Genomic DNA, 19,671 nt, shown 5'->3' on the forward strand with positions numbered 1-19,671 from the left:
AGAAGGAAGTGGTCAACCATGTTTAAAAAATTACTTTTATCAACCGGCCTTATGTCTCTGCTATTACCGACTATGGCATTTGCAGCGGATGACAAAACCCCTGCACAACTTGCAAGTGCCATCGACTCCGTTTGGGTCATGTTGGCAGCAATACTCGTAATTTTTATGCAAGCTGGTTTTGCACTTCTCGAAGCAGGATCCACTCGAATGAAAAATGCGGGTCACGTTGCAGGTAAAACAATTTTAACCTTCGGTATTTGCGCCATTGCTTTTTGGGCAATCGGCTTCGGCTTTGCCTTCGGTGACGGAAACAGCTTCATTGGGGAAGGCGGATTTTTCCTTGATGGCAGTGCGGAGCAAACAAAAGCTTCTATAAGCCTTTTTGCAGAATCACCTATTCCTATTAGTATCTTGTTCTTGTTCCAACTTGCTTTTGCAGGTGTATCACTTGCTATCGCATGGGGCGGCTTCGCAGAACGCGGTAAGCTTGCTGTCTACTTTATCTTCGGAATTTTGTTTACCGTTTGTATCTATCCGGTTGTTGCTCACTGGGTATGGGGAGGCGGCTGGCTTGGTCAATTGGGTATGCAGGATTTTGCAGGCTCGACGGTTGTTCATTTACAGGGTGCAACTGCTGCATTAGTAGCAACAATCTTGCTTAAGCCACGTATCGGTAAATTTAATAAAGATAAAACACCTAATTTAATTCCTGGACACAATCAAGTATTATCCGTTCTGGGCGTTATTATCCTTTGGATTGGATGGTTCGGATTTAATGCAGGCTCCACATTAAGTGCAACTGGCGATGGATTCTTTGGTTATGTAGCTTTGACAACAAACCTTGCAGCAGCAGCAGGCGCAGTAGCGGCCCTTGTGGTATCATGGATGTACTTCGGTAAAGCGGATATCCCTAGCATGTTGAACGGCGTGCTTGCGGCACTTGTAGCGATCACAGCAGCTTGCGCATTCGTTACTCCACGTGATGCGATCATTATCGGCGCTCTGGCAGGCATCATTACCTTCTTTACAGCACAATGGTTTGAAAAAGCGGGTATCGACGATCCGGTTTATGCTTTCTCTGTACACGGTATTGCTGGTATTTGGGGTACATTGTCAACAGGTATTTTTGCAACACCAGAACTGGCTAAAGCGGTAAATGTTGGCGGACCTGGTCTATTGTACGGCGGAGGCTTGCACCAATTGGGTGTTCAAGCGTTGGGAGTTTTCGGAGCGTTTGCATTCGTATTGGTTCTGTCCTTCATCATTCTTGGATTGATTAAAGTAACCATTGGCCTTCGTGTAACTGAAGAGGAAGAAATTGTTGGTCTGGATCTTTCCGAGCATGGTACTTACGGCTATCCAGAAGCTATGAAGAAAGCTCAAACAAACGCTCAAACTTTGTAAAATAATTGTGTAAGAAGTTTTCATACCAACTAAAATAACAAGGCTGAAGGGGATACCTAATGGAACTCTCATTAGAAATGATTCGCAGTGAAATTCAAAGGGCTGGCGATTACAAGCAGCTTCGAGGAATACGCGATCAACTGCATGAGGAGTTCGAAGGGCGTCTCCTTCTTTCCACTTCAATTGAATGGAACCGTGAGCTGAATCAAGTCCATGATCTTTTAATAGAGAAGGCTGTCGGTCTTGGACAAGAGAAAGTACGGCAAGAGGGAGGCGGCGATCCTCCGGTACCTTTTGCTTTTGTGTTGTTTGGAAGTGGTGGCCGCGGCGAACAGACGTTGTGGAGCGATCAGGATAATGGATTGATCTATGGGGTTCCAGCTAATTTCCAGATCGAGGAGCAGGCAATTGTTTATTTTAAGCTGCTTGCAGAAGCGGTAAGTGAGCTGCTGATGCAACTTGGCTATCCTCCATGCACAGGCGGAGTGATTTGCACAAATGAGAAATGGCGCAAGCCCCTGAACGGTTATCGTTCGATGCTTCACGAGTGGATGCAGGATCCGCATTGGGAGCATATCCGATATTTGCTTATACTTGCAGACATGAGAACTGTATTTGGCGACAAGGGTTTGGTAACAGCAGTGTTGGACGAGTTTTTTGATTATGTCCGTAAGCATCCTATCATGCTGGAGCACATGCTGCATAACACGCTTCATCATAAGATATCGCTTGGCTTGTTCGGGCAGCTCATTAAAGAGAGATACGGTGAGGATGCAGGCGGAGTTGATATTAAGTATGGGGCCTATATTCCGATTGTAAGCGGTATTCGCCTGCTGGCTGTGGAAGCAGGAGTGAAGGCTTCCTCCACAGAGGAGCGGATATTGGGGTTGATGAAGACAGGTTTTGTCGAAGAGGAAATAGCTCAGGATTGGCTGGAAGCGTTGTCCATTGCGTTGAAGCTCCGCTCGTTTACCCCTTTTCAGCTTGAAGAGGGGCATTACACAAGCAGGGGAAAGCTGTCTGCAGACGGATTAACCAAGGAACGAATCAGTGAGCTGAAGCTCTGTCTAAGAATCGGCAATGATCTGCAAAAGTATGTTAAGAAAAGTGTTCATAAAGAGATAGAAAAAGGTTAGGTGGTATTGTTATGAAAGACATGAAGCCTGCGGGAAGAATGTGGCATCTCTACAAAATGGGCGGAATAACACCCGCCATTACTTCAATGTTTAATGCGCAAAGCGCCCAGCAGATGGCTTTCATTCGATCCATCATGAAGGAGCAGCGGAAAAACTCTTTATACGATATCCCCTTAAATACGGTGGAACTGGTTGTTTTCGACTTGGAAACGACCGGTTTTTCTCCGTATAATGGGGATGAAATTATTTCGTTTGGCGCTGTATCAGTCAATGGCGATTCTATAATGGAAGAACAAACCTTTTATAGTTTGGTTAATCCCAGAAGAGTTATTCCTGAGGAAATAGTTCATTTAACCGGAATTACAAACGAGATGGTCGGAGATGCTCCTGATTTACTATATGGGCTGCGAAGTTTTCTGGAGTTTGTTCAGCAGAAAGTTCTTGTTGCTCATGGTTCGGGGCATGACAAGCATTTTTTGAATTCCGCCCTATGGAAAACGTCGAAAATAAATTTATCGCATCGTATTCTAGATACAATGATGGTAGCCAAATGGCTTAATCCAAAGCTGAAAAGCTATGATTTGGATTCAATGCTGGACTTGTATGGAGTGGAAGTAACTACCCGTCACCATGCGCTGGAGGATGCGCTGATGACCGCCAAGCTATGGAGTAAGCTGCTGCTTGAAATCCATTCGAGAGAGATTTATAATCTCGGTGATCTATACACGCATTTAAGCTATCAACAATAATGACCTTTGGTGTGAACGCGCCGAAGGTTTTTTGACCTATTGGAAAGTTCGACCCACGGTTTGGCCTGGTTCAAACGATTATGAAACAAATATGAAGCAGAGGCGCCCTTTCTAGTTCTATCTTATATGAATTCTTAATATTTTTACGTTTTCAATCATCCGGTTAACAGGGAACGTAGCTATGTGCGTTAAAAGTCCATAACGGAACTTGAAATTCCGTTATTTAGTCTGAAACATCCAATTTGAGATAATAGCGGAAGAGGTTGTTCCGTTATCGCTCTGTTTTTGTGTGCTTTCCATGCCATAAAGGAAGGATTACTTCTGCTAGTGCTTCAAATCACGGGAATAATGTATGATTCGAAGCTATTGACTTTGAATCTCGTATCTCCAAAGTTGTAAACCTACCATTCCAAGACAGGACTTCAACAGCGGCGGCAGTAACCCATAACGATCCCTCCAAACGCACACACGTAGAAGGTACACCAAGGTTGCGCAAGCTTTTTACTATAATATTAGAAGTGATGTTTGAACCGGAGGTTCACCTACTATTAGAAGAAAAGCCACCTTCAGGATACGAATGTATCTTAATCGAGAGGCCTTCGAATTGAAGCTTTTTTAAAATTAATTAGGCTCAACCTCAAAATCAGTACTTGACCCTCCACGACCACTAGTCCTCGCAAAATCCTGCAAACATGTAGTTATTTTCCTACCGGAATTGCGTAGTGAGAACAAACCTGCAAAAGTACATCCATTTTCATGGAAAACGCACCGCTTCAGCTAAAAATGAAAAAATAAATGCACATTTGCATGAATTCATGAGACTTCGGAAATACCGGCTAAAGGATGTATAAATGCAGTTTTTTGGGAGCAGGCAGTGGCTTCAAGTCGAATAAATTCGAATAAAGTCGTGTGCGCTGTCATTACCGTTCTTAAGTTTTTGTCCAAGGCTAGGTTGGACAAGGAGACGGATTCGAATAACTTCGTCAAGCGCTGATTTCGGTTTTGAGCCATTAATTATCGTAAATATTTAAAGCCAGCGAGGTGTACCTAATTTTTGAGAATGAATCTGTGCGGCCCGATGCATCATGCAAGTTATTTTCAAAATAATGATAGGCTTGTAAGTCAATAATTCCATCATGCTGCAAAGACATAATCCAGTGGCTTGGAATATGAAGCCATGCCGATTGTAAATCTTCAGCAGATGGAATGGCTGCGGCAGTCGGATGAGAATGCAGCACTCCTACAATTAACCTTTTATTAGTTGAAATGTTCGTAACAATAGGGATCATTGCGGCGGGGTCCATCATAAAGCTAACTGCAGCATTTTCAGCAACATTTGCCACGGGTATAAATTCATCTGCATAAACAGTATCCGCTTCTAGAGAACCAAGTAAAAAGCCGCAGGCTTCATACGGCTTTTTTTCTATGCAATAGTATGCAGTTTGATCAAACAAAACTTTTTTAATGAACACCGATCTATACATGGCCTGCCAAGTTCCTTTTTAAGTTTGATCTGACTATTATAATGGTTTTGCAAACATGCGGGAAGATCCGTTAACTAATTTGTCCTTTTGGTTTAATAAGAAAGAATACCAGGACAAGCGTCAGTAGAGATAAGCTGGCTACGGTAATGAAAACAATTTGACTGGATATGTCCATCATCCAGCTGAACAACGGAGGGCCGAAGGCTACTCCAAGAAACCTTAAGCTGCTGTAGATCGAGGTAATCATTCCTCGTTGCTGCCTTTCAACAGACCCCGTGATCATAGTATTCAAGCATGGCAATAACAATCCTGTTCCGATGCTGCTAATCGTTAGCAAGCCTATCAAGAAATAGAGGTTTTTTTCTAAAATAAAAATACAGGCTCCTAGCGCTATCGTCATAAGAACAAGCCCGATATTCATCAGCCATCTCATCAAGGTTCCATTCTTCTTAATCATGGCTCCGGTTGTGTATGAAGTTACAACCATGCCTAGCAGGGGAATGGCTAACACTAAACCTTTTTTCACGCCATCGATGTTGTATGGATCTTCTTCCAATATATTGGATAAAAAGAAGAGGACACCGAATAAAACAAACAGCGCTAAGGAGCCTGCGAAAAAAGCAGTGATCAGCCAACGTCCTTTCTGTTTTAAAATAGTGCCGATTGATTTCAAGTAAGGCTTAAGCTTCTGCGCTTGCTTTTCTTTTTTTGGTTCCTTTAATAAAAACATGACTGCAAGCAGAGAGATCAAACAGAATACAGGGAAAGCGAAAAAGGCAGCATACCAGACAATGAGGGCAAACAGAGTGCCAATGATAGGACTTAGTACTTTACCCATTCCATTGGAAGCTTCGGTTAAGCCAAGCGCTTTACTTTCCGTGCCCCCTTTGTATAAATCCCCTGCCAATGCCATCGCTATAGGGGCCGTACCGGCAGCGCCAAGCCCTTGAATGGCTCTGGCGATGATAATGATCGTGTACGAGTTCCAGACAGCTCCAAACCCCGCTAGAACGCCTGCTGCTCCATAAATGATTAATGATGGGATCATAATGGCTTTTCGGGAGAAACGGTCTGACAAGTAGCCTGAGATCGGTATGATTAGACCTGCTGTTACCGAAAATAAGGTAATAACCAGACTGCTCTGAAATTTACTGATTCCGAGCTTTTCCTGCATTTCAGGTAAAATCGGAACCAGCATGGAATTGCCTAATACTAGTACCAAGGGAACTGTGGCAATGGCTATGAATTCCCATATTTGTCCTTTGGATGTGCTGCCTTTTTTATCCTTTTGATTAGTGTCAGGAGCTGTAGTTGCTTCCGATTCCATATCGCTTTCGAAGGTGATGTTCAGCTTGCGATTCTTTGTCTTTTGCATCGGTCGAAAGTCTCCTCTAGAACAGTGTTGTACAAATAATGTGCCCTAGGGTCGATCTTGTCATTCTGTCCGACTTAGAAGGGGGCTCCAACTAACAATGAACCATTTTGGTTACAATATAAAATAAAACATATTTTGGGTTAGAGGAGCGTTTTGGATGAAACGGAACTTTCCAGTATTGCTAATTGCTTTAATATTAACAGGATTAGCGGCTTATCAAATGATACAAAATGGCCAAGAAGTTCGCGCCGCAGGGGGGATTAGACCGCCAGAAATGGCGAGGAATAAACCGGTGCCGTCCTTTACGTTACAAGGACTGGATGGAAAAGGATACCAAATTGGAGGCGAAAGGGAGAAGCCTTTGATTGTGAATTTTTGGGCTTCGTGGTGTGGTCCTTGTCATGAGGAAGCGCCGGATTTAAAACGGATGTTTGATAAATACGGTGAACATTTTGATCTATATAGCGTTAATGTCACCAGAGATGATAGGCTGGAGGACGTAAAGGGGTTTGTGAAAAAGTATGATCTATCCTTCCCTGTATTGCTAGACCAGAAAGGGACGACTGCGGAGCTGTATCGGATATTGTTTGTACCGACCAGTTTCTTGGTTGATAAGCATGGTATTCTCCGGGATGTGATACATGTTCTCCCACCAGAAATGCTTGAAAAGCGTATTCAATTGCTAATTAACAGCCAAGGTTAATAATAAAACCGCGGCAGCAGGAATAATATTCCATGCTGCCGCGGTTTTATTAGGAGCATTTAATGATTGACAAGACCGATGCGTTCTTTTTGCTCTTCGGCTTGCACAGCGCTTCTCGTTTTCCCGATTAAAGCATAGCGCAGGCTATCGATAAGGGCGTCTCCGCTTGCCTCGATAATATTCGCTGATACACCAACTGTACTCCATGTATTTTGGAAGTCAGTGGACTCAATTAATACACGAACCTTAGCCGCTGTTTTATCCTTTTCGTCAAGCACGCGCACTTTGTAGTCGCTCAGGTGCATGTCTTGCAATACAGGATAATATTGCAGCAGACACTTGCGTAGTGCATTGTCAAGTGCATTTACAGGGCCATTGCCTTCCGCAGCATTATAGACGGATTCGCCGTTTACATTCAGCTTCACTATAGCTTCTGTAACGACGGGCTGTCCGGCATTTTTAGCAACTATGATTTTAAAGGATTCCAAGGTGAATAATTCTTCTTGCTTCCCGTAAGCATCACGGATTAGAAGCTCTAACGAAGCGTCGGCTCCTTCGAACTGATAGCCTTGATGCTCCATCTCTTTGATTTGTTCAATCAACTTACGTGATTGCTCATTATTGTGATCGAAATCTAATCCAAGCTCCTGAGCTTTGAACACCAGGTTGCTTTGGCCTGCCAGCTCAGATACAAGCACGCGTTGCTTGTTACCGACAAGCTCAGGTTTGATGTGCTCGTAAGTGCTAGGGTTTCTCAGGATCGCCGAAACATGAATTCCGCCTTTATGAGCAAAAGCCGCTGCTCCTACGAAAGCCTGGTTAACAGGCAAATGCATGTTTGCAATTTCGCTTACATAACGAGCAACGTTAGACAAGCTTTGCAGCTGCTCTTCCGAAATACAGGAGTAGTTCAGCTTAAGCTGCAAATTAGGGATGATAGAGCATAAATTCGCATTGCCGCATCGTTCTCCAAACCCGTTAATTGTACCTTGAACTTGTGTCGCACCAGCCATAACGGCGGCCAAGCTGTTCGCAACTCCGAGCTCGCAATCATTATGGGCATGAATCCCAACGGGAATGGATACGGAGCGTTTCACTACGGATACGATTTCGCTTATTTCATGAGGGAGGGACCCACCGTTCGTATCACATAAAACGATCCAGTCCGCTCCGGCTTCCTCTGCTTTTTTGATAGTTTGCAGCGCGTAATCCGCATTGTTTTTATAACCGTCAAAGAAATGCTCAGCATCGTAGATGATTTCCAAGCCTTTATTTTTCAAATAATGAACGGAATCGTATATCATGGAAAGATTTTCTTCTAATGTAGTTTGAATGGCCTGGTGAACATGGAAATCCCATGATTTGCCGAAAATCGTTGCAACCGGAACTCCAACTTCCAATATACGGTTGAGATTGATGTCGTTCTCAGGCAGCGTATCCTTGCGTCGAGTACTGCCGAAAGCGGTAACCTTTGCATGCTTGAGGCCAAGCTCCTTAACACGTGTGAAAAATTCAATATCCTTATTGTTGCTGCCGGGCCATCCGCCCTCAATATAATGAACTCCAAGGGAATCAAGCTTGCGGGCAATTTTCATCTTGTCCTCAACGGATAAGCTAATACCTTCACCTTGGGTGCCGTCTCTAAGAGTTGTGTCGAAAATTTTTACGAAGTTGGCCATGGGTTATCCTCCTGCAATAAGACTTGCACAAAATATGATTCATTATTATATCACAATAATTCCAACATAGGGTATCATTTTCACAAAATAGACGGACAGTCCGGCTTGACCTGCAAATGCAAGGAAGGTATCCTTTAAGAGGAACGGCTATGTTACGTCACTTTCCTATGGGGGAATAAAAATGTCACTTCTAACCCAGACAGATTATGAACATTGAAAATAAGCAAGCCTATCCGGTTAATGGAAGAGTGATTCTTCATATTGATATGAATGCCTTTTATTGCTCGGTGCATGAGGCGGTGGAGCCTGAGCTTTACAAGGGGAAGCCGACAGCTGTTGCCGGTAGTGTGGAGCTGCGCAAAGGGATAATCGTCACATGCTCTTACGCTGCAAGGGCAAAGGGAATTAAGACGGGTATGCTGGTTGGGCAAGCGGTGAAAAAATGTCCTGAACTGATCCTCATTCGCCCGAATTTTGATTTGTACAGGCAATATTCACGTGCCTTTATGAATATTGTATATAACTACTCGCCAATGGTGGAAGCCATGTCGATCGATGAATGCTATGTGGATATAACAGGGTCCAAGCAATTCGGTACTCCACTGGAAATTGCTGAGCTTATCCAAAATCGTATTCGGAAGGAACTGCTGCTCCCCTGTTCGGTTGGAGTTGCTCCGAATAAGCTTTTGGCCAAAATGGCTTCCGATATGAAGAAGCCAAATGGGCTTACCGTCCTTCGAAAACGAGATGTGCCGCGGGTATTATGGGATCTACCCTGTGCTAATTTATACGGTATAGGGGGCAAAACAGCCGAAAAGCTAAAGCGTTTGAATATCCATACTTTAGGTCAGCTTGCCAAAGCAGAAGAGAAGCTGCTAAGAGAGCATTTCGGCGTGATGGGCGTTGTATTAAGACATTCAGCCAATGGCGAGGATGATTCACCTGTACATCCGGAGCGGGAACAAAGCAAATCGATTGGTCATACTACAACACTTCCTATTAACTTTACCGATTTAGCTGATATTCGCAGAGTTTTTCTTAATTTGTCGGATCAGGTTGGCAGGCGTCTCCGCAAGCAAATGTTGCTCGCCCAGACAATACAGATTACTATCCGAGATCCCGATATGAGGACGATCACACGTGCGGCGAAGCTGCAAACTCCAACTGAAAACCGTGAGGACATTTACAGCATGGCTTGTAAATTGTTTGAAGAGCATTGGTCCAAAGGCAAGCCGGTCCGGTTGCTTGGAATCACACTTCAGAATTTATTGGATAAAGCCGAGGCCGCAGTTCAATTGGATTTGTTCGATTATGAGAAGCAGCCTGTGAGGGAAAAGCTTAATAAAACATTGGATGCTCTTCGTGATAAATTCGGGGAAAGCGCGATATTGACAGCGGGTATGCTGGGAGACGATCCATCGTCACTCATACGCGATCACAAAGCGAGAGGTACATCGCTGCAGATGGATCATCTTAAGCTAAATCGGTTGGAGGATGAGAAGTAAGCAATGACGAGTGTGATTGGGTTCACGGGATTTTCAAATAGTGGGAAGACGACTCTGATTTCAAAGTTAGTAGCCCATTTTACCAATTCCGGACTGAAAGTAGCAGTGATTAAGCACGATGCTCATGGGCATTATAAAGAGGCTGAGGGAACAGATTCCACCCATTACCGGCAGGCGGGGGCTGCTGCAACAGTAGTTGTATCACCCACTTCCTATATGGCATTCCGGCGGGAAGCTGTGGATCTCGAACAAATTGTGGAAATGCTGCAAGCTCAAAGCTATGAGCTCATATTAGTAGAAGGCTTCAAAAATGGAACCCATGATAAAATTGCTTTATTCCTTAATGAAGAACAGGCTGAAATTTTTGAAAGCTTATCTCAAGCTCCAGCAGCTGCCGCATCGTTGGAATCACTAAAAGAGCTAGCACCTGCAACGATTCCTTTTTTTAATATAGACGATATAAGCGGAATTGCGGCATGGATAGAAGTTCATATGAAGAATACTATTTGAACTTTCTCTTGTTTTATATTATATTTTAGGATGAGCTTACAATTTAGGGAGGAATTTAGAGATGGCAAAATACACTTGGGTTGAAAAAGATACCTGTATCGCATGTGGAGCCTGTGGAGCAACAGCTCCAGATATTTATGATTATGACGATGAGGGTTTAGCTGAAGTTATTTTTGACGGTGATGGCAACAAAGGCGTAACTGAAATTCCTGACGACTTGTATGACGATCTGCAGGATGCTCAAGACGGCTGTCCTACCGATTCTATCAAAGTAGCAGACACTCCTTTCAATTAATAATTGATTCGACAAAAAGCCTTTTTTTCTGGGGAATTATTCCTAGGAAAAAGGGCTTTTTTTGTTAAATTTCGTAGAAATTCCATGTATTTGGATGGGTTTTATGATAAGATTATGTACGAAACTTTGGGTTGGAGGGATTAGATGAGAAAAAATGTCAGTAAAACGGCAATAATTGTAACCGGAAATACAATAGTGGTCCTCATTTGTTTGATTTTTCTTACTTTTGGACTATGGAAAGTGCTCTCCGACCAAGTATTCGACATTAATATGAAACAATCCATGACTGGAGCACCACATGGTGATATCCTTGTCATCGGTATTGATGCGGAATCAATTAAAGCGGTCGGTCCCTATCCTTGGGATCGTAAAGTATATGCTCAGTTGATCAATCAATTGGAAAAGGCTGGAGCCAGAGTTATCGGGTTCGATATTGAGCTTTACACGGAAAGCAATAACCCGGAGAGCGATAAGTTGCTTGGTGAGGAGATTGCTAAGTATAAAAACATCATCTTTCCTTCCCATGCCGAATTAGAAAATGAATTTGCCCGTTCAACTAAAGTTAAAGAGGGCGAATTGATCATGGCGCAGAGAGTGCAAAATCCAATTCCCGCCATTAACAAGTCTATGAACAAAGCGCATATTAACGCGGCTTTTGATACGGATGGCGTAATTCGTTTTAACTGGCTACAGATCAATACGCCAGAAGGTATATTGCCTTCAATGGGACTTGCCATGGCTCAATTAGCCGGTGCAGATGTAAGTAAATATGTGAATATGCCAGTGCAGCAAAACAGTCCGAAATCCCAGTTGACCATCAAGTGGGACGGTGTGGAGAAAGATTTTGAAACCATTCCTTTTTCTGAAGTGTACAAGGGGAAAATTCCGGCGGGTACCTTCAAGGACCGGATCATATTGGTAGGATATACAGCGCCTGGCTCAGATGAAGGGATTACACCGGTTGAACGCCACATGCATCTGGTTTATGCCCATGCCAATATTTTGAATCAGATCCTGAATCAGAAAATTATTACCCCTGTCAGCGGCTCTTGGACCGTCGCATTGGCAGCGTTGATGATTTTGTTATTCGGTTTCTTAACATGGAGATTAAAAGCAATTTCCGGTATTATTCTGGTCTTTTCCGTTTCAATAGGTCTCATGATAGTACAATACCTAACATTTGCTTATAGCGATTTTTACTTGGATTCAGTAGGGGCTGTTTTGAGCGGCCTAGTCTCCTATTTAGGGAACATAGCAATGAAGACCTATTTTGAAACGAAGCAAAAGAACTACATAACCAAGCAATTTGGACGATATATTTCTCCTGATTTGGTCAAAGAGATTGCTAGCAGCGATTCGGAAATCCAGTTAGGCGGTATCAAAAGAGAGTTAACGCTGCTGTTCCTGGATGTTAGTGGATTTACACCGCTATCGGAGAAGCTTAAACCGGAGGAAGTCGTTGATTTCTTGAATATGATGTTCAATTTAATTACAGAGAGAGCACTTGAGAATCATGGCACAATCGACAAGTTTATCGGTGATGCAGCCATGATCCTGTACAATGCTCCACTGGATGTGCCTAACCATGCTTTCTATGCCGTAAAGACAGGCCATGAAATACAAAAAGGGATGGAGCAGGTTCGTGCTGATGTCGAGGCTAAATATGGCATCAATCTTAGTATAAGAATTGGTATCAATACAGGAGATGTAGTTGTAGGAAATATTGGTTCTTATTTGCGGGTGGATTATACGGCCATTGGAGACAATGTCAACACAGCAGCAAGGATCGAATCGACAGCCAGTCCGAATCAAGTTTGGGTATCTGAATCCACCTATGAGCAGACAAAGGATTATATCGAATATAACTTTGCCGGTGAGAAGCTGATGAAGGGGAAAAGCTCGGCTTTGAAGCTTTTTGAAGTGGTAAGCATAAAGGGTACTCCGGCAGAGGGAGGGAAAGCGGGGAAAGCCTCGTAATGTGTCAAATTTTGCATTGCTAATTAAAAAATATCAAATTACAATTAATAGAGTGAGTTAGTTCGTAAAAAAGATTGATAGAGATGAGAGGAGATTTAATGTGGGACATTCAAAGCGGATGAGGATGGGTGAAAAGAAATCATTTTTGTCGCTATTTGTTGCATTTTGCATGGTGTTTTCATTGTTATCAACAGCACTAGCCAAGCCAGCAGAAGCAAAATCAACTCGAGCTGCAATAATAGTTGCTGCTAATGGCACCGTTAGCGTCAAAAAGGCAGGAGGCTCCAAATCATACACAGCCTACAAAGATATGAGCTTAAACGAAGGCGATGTCATTATTACTGGAGCAAGCTCCTCGGCAGTATTAAAAATTGCCGACCACGAAGACGAGATTACGATAAGCGAGAATGCGGAAATCAGCATTGCGGAGCTGTCTGAACAAGGGGCCGGGAAAACGTCCAAAATAAAGTCATGGGCAGGCTCATTGTGGGTTAAGGTTAAATCCCTGGTTAGCTCGGAGGATGAATTTGAAGTTGAGACTCCAACAGCTGTCATGGGTGTTCGTGGAACGCAATTAGGCGTATCGATTAATCCGGAAACTGGAATTATGACCGTGTTTCTGGCGGCAGGAAAGATTGATGCATCAACAACTACAAACAATGGGCAAGATGGCACCCAGCAAACGACTAACACGATCTTGCTGCCATCCCAACAGTTAAATCTTGACAGCAGGGATGAAGTTAAGGATTTGGATTTTAAAGTCGATATTATTGACATTAATACCTTTGTACAGACAGCATCCCCGGAAGTCATTAAAGCTCTTATTCTTAATAAATCTCTTATAGATCAAGAAAATCAACAATTTATTGCTGCTAAGAAAAAAGAGATTGAAGAGAACGGTAATTCCAATACAGGTGAATCTTCACTGACGATCAAGGATACGGCAGAGCTGGATAAAGTCGCTAAAAACTTGGATAACCTTATTGGAAATATTGCCTTAGCTGCATTGGCGCAAAATAAAATTACTCCGGATGCAATGAAGGCTATCATTTCGGATGCCAACAACCAAATTAATGATGCAACTAAAAAGCTGGATTTAGATAAAGTAGCGCCTTTGGATAAGACTGCGGGTGTAGACTCTGAGAAAGAAAAATTAAAAAAAGCGGAGCTTGAAAAATTAAATGCAAAAAAGCAAGCTGAGTTAGAAGCGAGGCTAAAGCTTGAAAAGGAAAAGTTGGAAAAATTAAAAGCGATCTTAGAAAGTATGGAAAAAGAAAAAAAACGAATTGAAGAAGAAAATAAAAAAGCAATTGAAGAAGCTAAACAAAAAGCGGAAGCTGAATACACAAGCAAGCAGGCTGAGAAGGAGAACTCCTCGAGCAATGAAACAACCACAACAACGCCAAGTAGTCCGTCACCTTCACCAGGTGGCAGTTCATCCAGGCCGAGCAATACTGTAGTACAGCCGCCTGTACTAATTAGTCCAACGGCTGTAACAACGAATACAACAGGAAGTGTTGAAGTAAAGCTAACGGCGGCAGCAAACTACAACATCCAAATCCTGAATGGTGAAACCATTGTGTCTACTCTTGGCGGTAAAGGAGATGCGCAAACAATATTCGCGTTACCTCTTCCAAATGGAGTCTATAATTTAACGGCTCGTGCAGAATTTGGAGGCAGATATAGTACATTGGTTGCTATTCCGACAGTTACCGTTCAAATAGCGGATAATATTGTACAGCCGCCCGCACTGGTTAGTCCAACGGCTGTAACAACGAATACAACAGGAAGTGTTGAAGTAAAGCTAACGGCGGCAGCAAACTACAACATCCAAATCCTGAATGGTGAAACCATTGTGTCTACTCTTGGCGGTAAAGGAGATGCGCAAACAATATTCGCGTTACCTCTTCCAAATGGAGTCTATAATTTAACGGCTCGTGCAGAATTTGGAGGCAGATATAGTACATTGGTTGCTATTCCGACAGTTACCGTTCAAATAGCGGATAATATTGTGCAGCCGCCCGCACTGGTTAGTCCGACAGCAGTAACAACCAATACAACAGGAAATGTTGAAGTAAAGCTAACGGCGGCAGCAAACTCCAACATCCAAATTCTGAATGGTGAAACCATTGTATCTACTCTTGTGGGCAAAGGGGATGCACCTTCCGTATTCACTTTAACTCTACCTGATGGAGTCTATAATTTGACGGCACGTGCTGAAATTGGAGGCAGGCTCAGTGCATCCATTACTATTCCGACCATTACTGTTCAAATAACGGATATTACGTTAACTCAGGTAAGCAAAGATGCCAATACCGTTACATTGCAATTGTCTATGAAAAATTTCTTGTCGGATAAGGAGTTTTATGCGATTCAAGCTCATCTGGTATATAACAACACATTAAGCTACAAAGGCCCAATAGAGCTTGAAGACGTACCGAATACCGTATTTGACGGGGCGGATAAATCAGCAGAAACATTGAAGCAGCATAATGTAAGTACGCAATCAGAATTGGTCTATGCAGCTTCTCAGTTTGAAGCAACTAATTCAACAGCAGAGGTTAAAAATATTACAGTAGTTGGGACAAAGGCTTTGGTTTCAATTCCATTAACCTTCTCTCCCAATGCAACGGGTCCAACGAATGTAGATCTTATTTATGTCAAGGTTGTTAATAAGAACGGTGCTACTGTTGCGGAGTTTACAACTCCCAAATCGATTACAGTAACTAAGTAGGGTATGATTCGGGAAGGGGAACCATATGAAAAAAGTAAGTAAGCTCGTTGCTCTGAGCCTTATAGTATCTGTACTGATGAGCAGTACGACAGCATGGGGAGCATCATTATCCTCAGATAGCGTTAAGGGAAGCAATGACCAGATATTAACTGATGTCAAAACAGTAGCAGGAATCGGTGATTTCGGCGCAGAGAACGGGGCCGCTTTGTCATCATCATTCCGAAGCCCGTCCAGTATCGTTGTGTTGCCTAACGGTGCTCAGCTTGTTGCTGACACTCGCAATCATTTGCTGCGTTTGGTCAAGGACAATCAAGTAACCACCTACGCCGGTCTTAGTTTGAAAAAAGATATTAAAGGTTTTCCTGAAGGTGGAAGATATGATGGTAGTACGGATGCATCATTTTTCCAAAACCCTGCTGGCCTTGCGATTGACAGTCAAGGAAACATCATCGTTGCTGATGCGGCGAACCATGCAATCCGTAAAATTACACCTTCCGGTCAGGTAACAACTATTGCCGGTAACGGCTTAATCGGAATGAAGGATGCTGCAGGGATGGAGGCTAGCTTCTACAATCCTTCTGATGTAGCTGTTGCAGCAAATGGAACTGTTTATGTTGCCGATACTTTGAATCATTTGATTCGCAGTATTAGTCCAACCGGGCAGGTTAAGACATTAAATTCCTTGTCAGGGAGACTCATTGAGGTTACGCCTGGACAAGTGATTCAATCCGGTGATTTTGCGGACGGTGCCCTGGCATCTGCTAAGTTTAACGAACCTACAGGGCTTGCTTTGGACAGCAAAGGAAACCTGTATGTAAGTGACACAGGGAATCAAAGAATCCGATATATCGATTTGCAGAATAACATGGTAACGACGGTGGCGGGCAGCAGCTTAAATGATGCCAAAACGGGTTTGTATGGAAAGTCAGATCTATATGCTGCCGGTGATTATGCCGATGGACCTGCTAATAAAGCTTTGTTTAACTCTCCTCAAGGTATCGCAGTAACGGATGAAGGCGGACTTCTAATTGCAGATAGCCATAATCATTCGATTCGCTATCTACTGAACGGTCAAGTGTCCACCATTGCAGGAGCTGCAAATCTTCGTGGAGGAGAAGCGGATGGAGGAGATCGCAGCGCTCAGTTAAGAAATCCTTCCGACGTAGCCGTGCAACAGGATGGAAGTATCCTTGTGGCAGATTCTGGTAATAATAAGATTCGAAAGATAAGTCTCTATAAACTGCCAGCCAATCTTCCAAAGGATAATGAAGTGAAGGTGGCTTACGGCTCGCAATTGATTGAATTTAATGTGAAGCCTGAAATTAAAGACGGCAGAACGATGGTTCCGGTCAGAGCGATTACAGAAACATTGGGCTACAAAGTAACCTTTAATGAAGCAGCACGCAGTGTTCAGCTGTCAAAAGACGGGGTTGCCATTGAATTGTATATCGATAAAACAGGTATTAAAAAAACAGTAGAAGGAAAAGATGCAGTTATGAAGGAAACCGATGCTGCACCTTACATTAAGGACGATACTACATTTGTTCCCGTTCGTTTCTTCGCTGAACAAATCGGATTGAATGTCCAGTGGTATGAGGCCGCAAGGACTGCTATTCTTCGTTAATAAACGTCTATAGCTGTATGAGGTTTCGTTATTGAAAGACCTATAATGTTGGATAGCAGAAGGTTCTGCTCTTCACATCATAGGTCTTTTGGATTATGATAGAAGTCAAAAGCCCACTAGGTTGGAGGCGGGATCGAATGTCCAGTATGCAAGAGCTGCAGAATCGAGTGGAAGAATTGGAGAAGCGGAATAAGGAGCTCTCACTATTACTGGAATCGACGGATGAGTTGAAGAAGGGTATGACTGAAATCAATGATCCTTTTTCAATTAGCGTTATTCATTCGCTAGTATTAGCTCTGGATTCCCGCGATCCTTATACGGCAGGTCATTCTTCTAGAGTGGGGCTATATTCTTTATGGGTCGCGAGGGAATTGGGAATATCGGAAATTGAATGCAAGCATTTCTACAGGGCTGCCTTGATGCATGACATTGGTAAAATTGGTGTTCCGGATCGGGTGCTGCTAAAAGCCGATAGCCTGAATGAAGAGGAATTCCAGATTATGATTTCCCATACAACCATCGGTGCCCGAATATTATCCAAGATGCAGCCGGAAGAACGGATGATTCAAGCGACTGAGGTTGCGATGTATCACCATGAGAAGATGGATGGATCCGGTTACCCGGAAGGGCTGCAAGGAGAGGAAATACCGTTTTATGCCAGGATAGTCGCTGTGTCAGATGCTTTTGACGCTATGACTACAGATCGTCCTTATGCCAAGGGAAGAAGCTACAAGGATGGAGTAAATGAAATTATTCGGTGCAAAGGAACGCATTTTGATCCCCAGGTTGTAAAGGCCTTCGAAACCGTTATGCACACACGAAATTATTTAAAGGATGAGTTTGAAGTAAGACCCTTTGTTGCACCGGTGGAATAAGTTTTTTAGTTGAATACATGTTAAAATTTTTTTTGCACCAGGTCCCTTGATACCGTGGTGTTTTTTTCTGCCCTAAAAAATTTTGAAAAAGAAGCCGATAGTAAGAGGTAAGGGTGGAAGGAAGGGATTGGATGAAAGGAAAAGAGCATGAGGAGCAGCTTCGACAATTTTTTAAGCATCAAGAAGATCCACTTCACTTAAAAAAATACGTGCGCGAGCACCCGAATAATAAAATGGCCTGGTATTTGCTAGGTCGTGAATATGATGCTCAAGGTAAACGAGGTAAAGCTCTGTATTGCTTTTCACAAGCAGGAGAGGTTTACGAAGCCTTTGAGAATAAAGCTATACCTGTTTCTTTGGAATCCCTCCAATCATTAAAGCAATGGGAACGTAAGGGGATGAGGAAACGCTGGCTTAATCGCATCCGTATAGCTGCTCTAACGACACTGGCATTGGCAGCGATTGCCTATTCACCACCATTTGAACCGAGCTCACTTCCATTACCCAGTGTTCCATCACTTCCCCAGGATGTTAGCGCGGCGATGGTTGAACAAACCAAGGTGTATTATGTGACGGCCGGTAAAAGCAAAGAAAACGTCGGTGCAGCACTGCAGGAAATGTTGATTAAGGAAAGATTGAACAGCTACGCGATATTGGCTTATGGCAAGCCAACTGATGACGGTAAGTGGATTTCATGGCTGAAACCGCCGGATTTATTGCTTTCTGTCGAAGGCAAACAGGATGCCGCTCAACAGCAAATCTACTATCATGATGCGGAGAGCTGCAGTTGTCAGCCTACTGATTCCGCAAAAGCACAAGCAATTTATCAATCTTGGGCTGGACAACGAGAGCAGGAGCTCGTTCTTCGTTCAGCCATAGCCTCATATACACGTAAAAATGGTCAACCGCCTCAAGAGCTGCAAGCATTGAATCAGCCATATCCACAAAATGTACTGCCAGGCATTACACCTTTCATGCAGCAGCTGTATGATCAGCAGAAAGAACAACTCGCTGTAGAATCACCTGACCGTCAGGGGAAGAATCCAGCTGCAATTACTCCAAGCTCTGTGCCTGAAACAGCGGGCATAGGTTCTGGGTCGCCTGGTTCTCCTAATTCATTATCAAGCGTAAGCGGGCTTATGAAGCCGTTGACGGAACCGATTCGGATTGTAGTTGATAAAACTAACCACCGATTGGCAGTTATAAGCGGTCAAATGATTGTACGCAGCTATCCGGTAGGCCTTGGAGCTAATAAAACACCTGAAGGCACGTTCGAGATATCGGAAAAGGTCAGGAATCCGAACGGAAAATCCAATGGCGACTTCGGCAGCAGAGGTATGACGCTTTCAGATACGCTGTATGCCATCCATGGAACTAATAAGCCGGCAAGTATTGAGAAGGACCAATCATTAGGCTGTATTCGCATGCTGCAGGAGGATGTTGAGGAATTGTTTGACATGGCTCCATTAGGCACCTCTGTGACGATCGGAAAAGGCCTTTTGCCGTCTGAAGTCAAGCGAGGGGAGCCTGTGTTCCGCCTGCCGCTTAACAGCAATGAAACGAATCCTGGTAAAGTATACAAATGGTTAGATTAATCCACCACAAAAAAAAGGATATCAGG

The 19,671-nt window shown here is 43.4% G+C and carries 15 protein-coding genes; 12 read left to right on the forward strand and 3 right to left on the reverse strand.

Annotated elements, in window-relative coordinates:
• Window positions 1–18: 18 nt before the first annotated feature.
• Genes NV381_RS07840 through NV381_RS07850 form a run of 3 tightly spaced genes read left to right on the forward strand, consistent with a single transcriptional unit; the run spans window position 19 to window position 3,289 of the window.
• Complete coding sequence (locus tag NV381_RS07840) at window positions 19–1,404, forward strand: ammonium transporter (RefSeq protein ID WP_258212706.1); 1,386 nt, start codon at window positions 19–21, stop codon at window positions 1,402–1,404.
• A 59-nt stretch (window positions 1,405–1,463) separates the two neighbouring features.
• Entirely contained in the window at window positions 1,464–2,540 is a 1,077-nt protein-coding gene (locus tag NV381_RS07845; protein ID WP_258212707.1) for a DUF294 nucleotidyltransferase-like domain-containing protein, read from the forward strand.
• A gap of 11 nt (window positions 2,541–2,551) precedes the next feature.
• Window positions 2,552–3,289, forward strand: a complete 738-nt coding sequence (locus NV381_RS07850; RefSeq protein WP_258212708.1) for an exonuclease domain-containing protein — start codon at window positions 2,552–2,554, stop codon at window positions 3,287–3,289.
• A gap of 1,010 nt (window positions 3,290–4,299) precedes the next feature.
• On the opposite strand, the gene NV381_RS07855 is transcribed toward NV381_RS07850, so the two are convergent.
• Together NV381_RS07855 and NV381_RS07860 are read right to left on the reverse strand one after the other, a co-directional pair.
• Entirely contained in the window at window positions 4,300–4,773 is a 474-nt protein-coding gene (locus NV381_RS07855) for a M67 family metallopeptidase (RefSeq protein WP_258212709.1), read from the reverse strand.
• A gap of 70 nt (window positions 4,774–4,843) precedes the next feature.
• Complete coding sequence (locus NV381_RS07860; protein WP_258212710.1) at window positions 4,844–6,148, reverse strand: MFS transporter; 1,305 nt, start codon at window positions 6,146–6,148, stop codon at window positions 4,844–4,846.
• A gap of 157 nt (window positions 6,149–6,305) precedes the next feature.
• Between NV381_RS07860 and NV381_RS07865 the strand changes: the two genes are divergently transcribed.
• On the forward strand, window positions 6,306–6,851 hold the full coding sequence (locus tag NV381_RS07865) for a TlpA family protein disulfide reductase (protein ID WP_258212711.1): 546 nt from the start codon (window positions 6,306–6,308) through the stop codon (window positions 6,849–6,851).
• Between the two features lie 59 nt (window positions 6,852–6,910).
• Here the strand turns inward: NV381_RS07865 and cimA are convergent, their stop codons facing one another.
• A complete protein-coding gene (gene cimA, locus NV381_RS07870) occupies window positions 6,911–8,530 on the reverse strand; it encodes a citramalate synthase (RefSeq protein WP_258212712.1) in 1,620 nt (539 codons plus the stop codon).
• Window positions 8,531–8,736: 206 nt separating this feature from the next.
• Here cimA and NV381_RS07875 point away from each other — a divergent pair, with 206 nt between their 5' ends.
• The 8 genes from NV381_RS07875 to NV381_RS07910 all read left to right on the forward strand — a co-directional run bounded on the left by NV381_RS07875 (window position 8,737) and on the right by NV381_RS07910 (window position 19,645).
• A complete protein-coding gene (locus tag NV381_RS07875) occupies window positions 8,737–10,035 on the forward strand; it encodes a DNA polymerase IV (RefSeq protein ID WP_258212713.1) in 1,299 nt (432 codons plus the stop codon).
• Between the two features lie 3 nt (window positions 10,036–10,038).
• Complete coding sequence (gene mobB, locus NV381_RS07880; RefSeq protein WP_258212714.1) at window positions 10,039–10,545, forward strand: molybdopterin-guanine dinucleotide biosynthesis protein B; 507 nt, start codon at window positions 10,039–10,041, stop codon at window positions 10,543–10,545.
• Window positions 10,546–10,606: 61 nt separating this feature from the next.
• Window positions 10,607–10,840, forward strand: a complete 234-nt coding sequence (locus tag NV381_RS07885; RefSeq protein ID WP_171656180.1) for a ferredoxin — start codon at window positions 10,607–10,609, stop codon at window positions 10,838–10,840.
• Between the two features lie 144 nt (window positions 10,841–10,984).
• The gene (locus NV381_RS07890; RefSeq protein WP_258212715.1) at window positions 10,985–12,817 is read left to right on the forward strand and encodes a CHASE2 domain-containing protein; all 1,833 of its coding nucleotides are present in this window, start codon (window positions 10,985–10,987) and stop codon (window positions 12,815–12,817) included.
• Window positions 12,818–12,917: 100 nt separating this feature from the next.
• Window positions 12,918–15,551, forward strand: a complete 2,634-nt coding sequence (locus tag NV381_RS07895) for a FecR family protein (RefSeq protein WP_258212716.1) — start codon at window positions 12,918–12,920, stop codon at window positions 15,549–15,551.
• A gap of 25 nt (window positions 15,552–15,576) precedes the next feature.
• Window positions 15,577–17,175, forward strand: coding sequence for a stalk domain-containing protein (locus tag NV381_RS07900; protein ID WP_258212717.1), 1,599 nt, complete (start codon window positions 15,577–15,579; stop codon window positions 17,173–17,175).
• A 137-nt stretch (window positions 17,176–17,312) separates the two neighbouring features.
• Window positions 17,313–18,050, forward strand: a complete 738-nt coding sequence (locus tag NV381_RS07905) for an HD-GYP domain-containing protein (protein WP_258212718.1) — start codon at window positions 17,313–17,315, stop codon at window positions 18,048–18,050.
• 131 nt (window positions 18,051–18,181) lie between these two features.
• A complete protein-coding gene (locus NV381_RS07910; RefSeq protein WP_258212719.1) occupies window positions 18,182–19,645 on the forward strand; it encodes a L,D-transpeptidase family protein in 1,464 nt (487 codons plus the stop codon).
• Window positions 19,646–19,671 lie beyond the last annotated feature (26 nt).

This window comes from Paenibacillus radicis (ex Xue et al. 2023), assembly GCF_024722015.1.
Taxonomy (GTDB): Bacteria; Bacillota; Bacilli; order Paenibacillales; family NBRC-103111; genus Paenibacillus_S.

Coding starts and splice junctions, on each gene's coding strand:
- NV381_RS07840 (WP_258212706.1), top strand. CDS start 19: ATGTTTAAAAAATTACTTTTATCAACCGGCCTTATGTCTCTGCTATTA.
- NV381_RS07845 (WP_258212707.1), top strand. CDS start 1,464: ATGGAACTCTCATTAGAAATGATTCGCAGTGAAATTCAAAGGGCTGGC.
- NV381_RS07850 (WP_258212708.1), top strand. CDS start 2,552: ATGAAAGACATGAAGCCTGCGGGAAGAATGTGGCATCTCTACAAAATG.
- NV381_RS07855 (WP_258212709.1), bottom strand. CDS start 4,773: ATGTATAGATCGGTGTTCATTAAAAAAGTTTTGTTTGATCAAACTGCA.
- NV381_RS07860 (WP_258212710.1), bottom strand. CDS start 6,148: ATGCAAAAGACAAAGAATCGCAAGCTGAACATCACCTTCGAAAGCGAT.
- NV381_RS07865 (WP_258212711.1), top strand. CDS start 6,306: ATGAAACGGAACTTTCCAGTATTGCTAATTGCTTTAATATTAACAGGA.
- cimA (WP_258212712.1), bottom strand. CDS start 8,530: ATGGCCAACTTCGTAAAAATTTTCGACACAACTCTTAGAGACGGCACC.
- NV381_RS07875 (WP_258212713.1), top strand. CDS start 8,737: ATGAACATTGAAAATAAGCAAGCCTATCCGGTTAATGGAAGAGTGATT.
- mobB (WP_258212714.1), top strand. CDS start 10,039: ATGACGAGTGTGATTGGGTTCACGGGATTTTCAAATAGTGGGAAGACG.
- NV381_RS07885 (WP_171656180.1), top strand. CDS start 10,607: ATGGCAAAATACACTTGGGTTGAAAAAGATACCTGTATCGCATGTGGA.
- NV381_RS07890 (WP_258212715.1), top strand. CDS start 10,985: ATGAGAAAAAATGTCAGTAAAACGGCAATAATTGTAACCGGAAATACA.
- NV381_RS07900 (WP_258212717.1), top strand. CDS start 15,577: ATGAAAAAAGTAAGTAAGCTCGTTGCTCTGAGCCTTATAGTATCTGTA.
- NV381_RS07905 (WP_258212718.1), top strand. CDS start 17,313: ATGTCCAGTATGCAAGAGCTGCAGAATCGAGTGGAAGAATTGGAGAAG.
- NV381_RS07910 (WP_258212719.1), top strand. CDS start 18,182: ATGAAAGGAAAAGAGCATGAGGAGCAGCTTCGACAATTTTTTAAGCAT.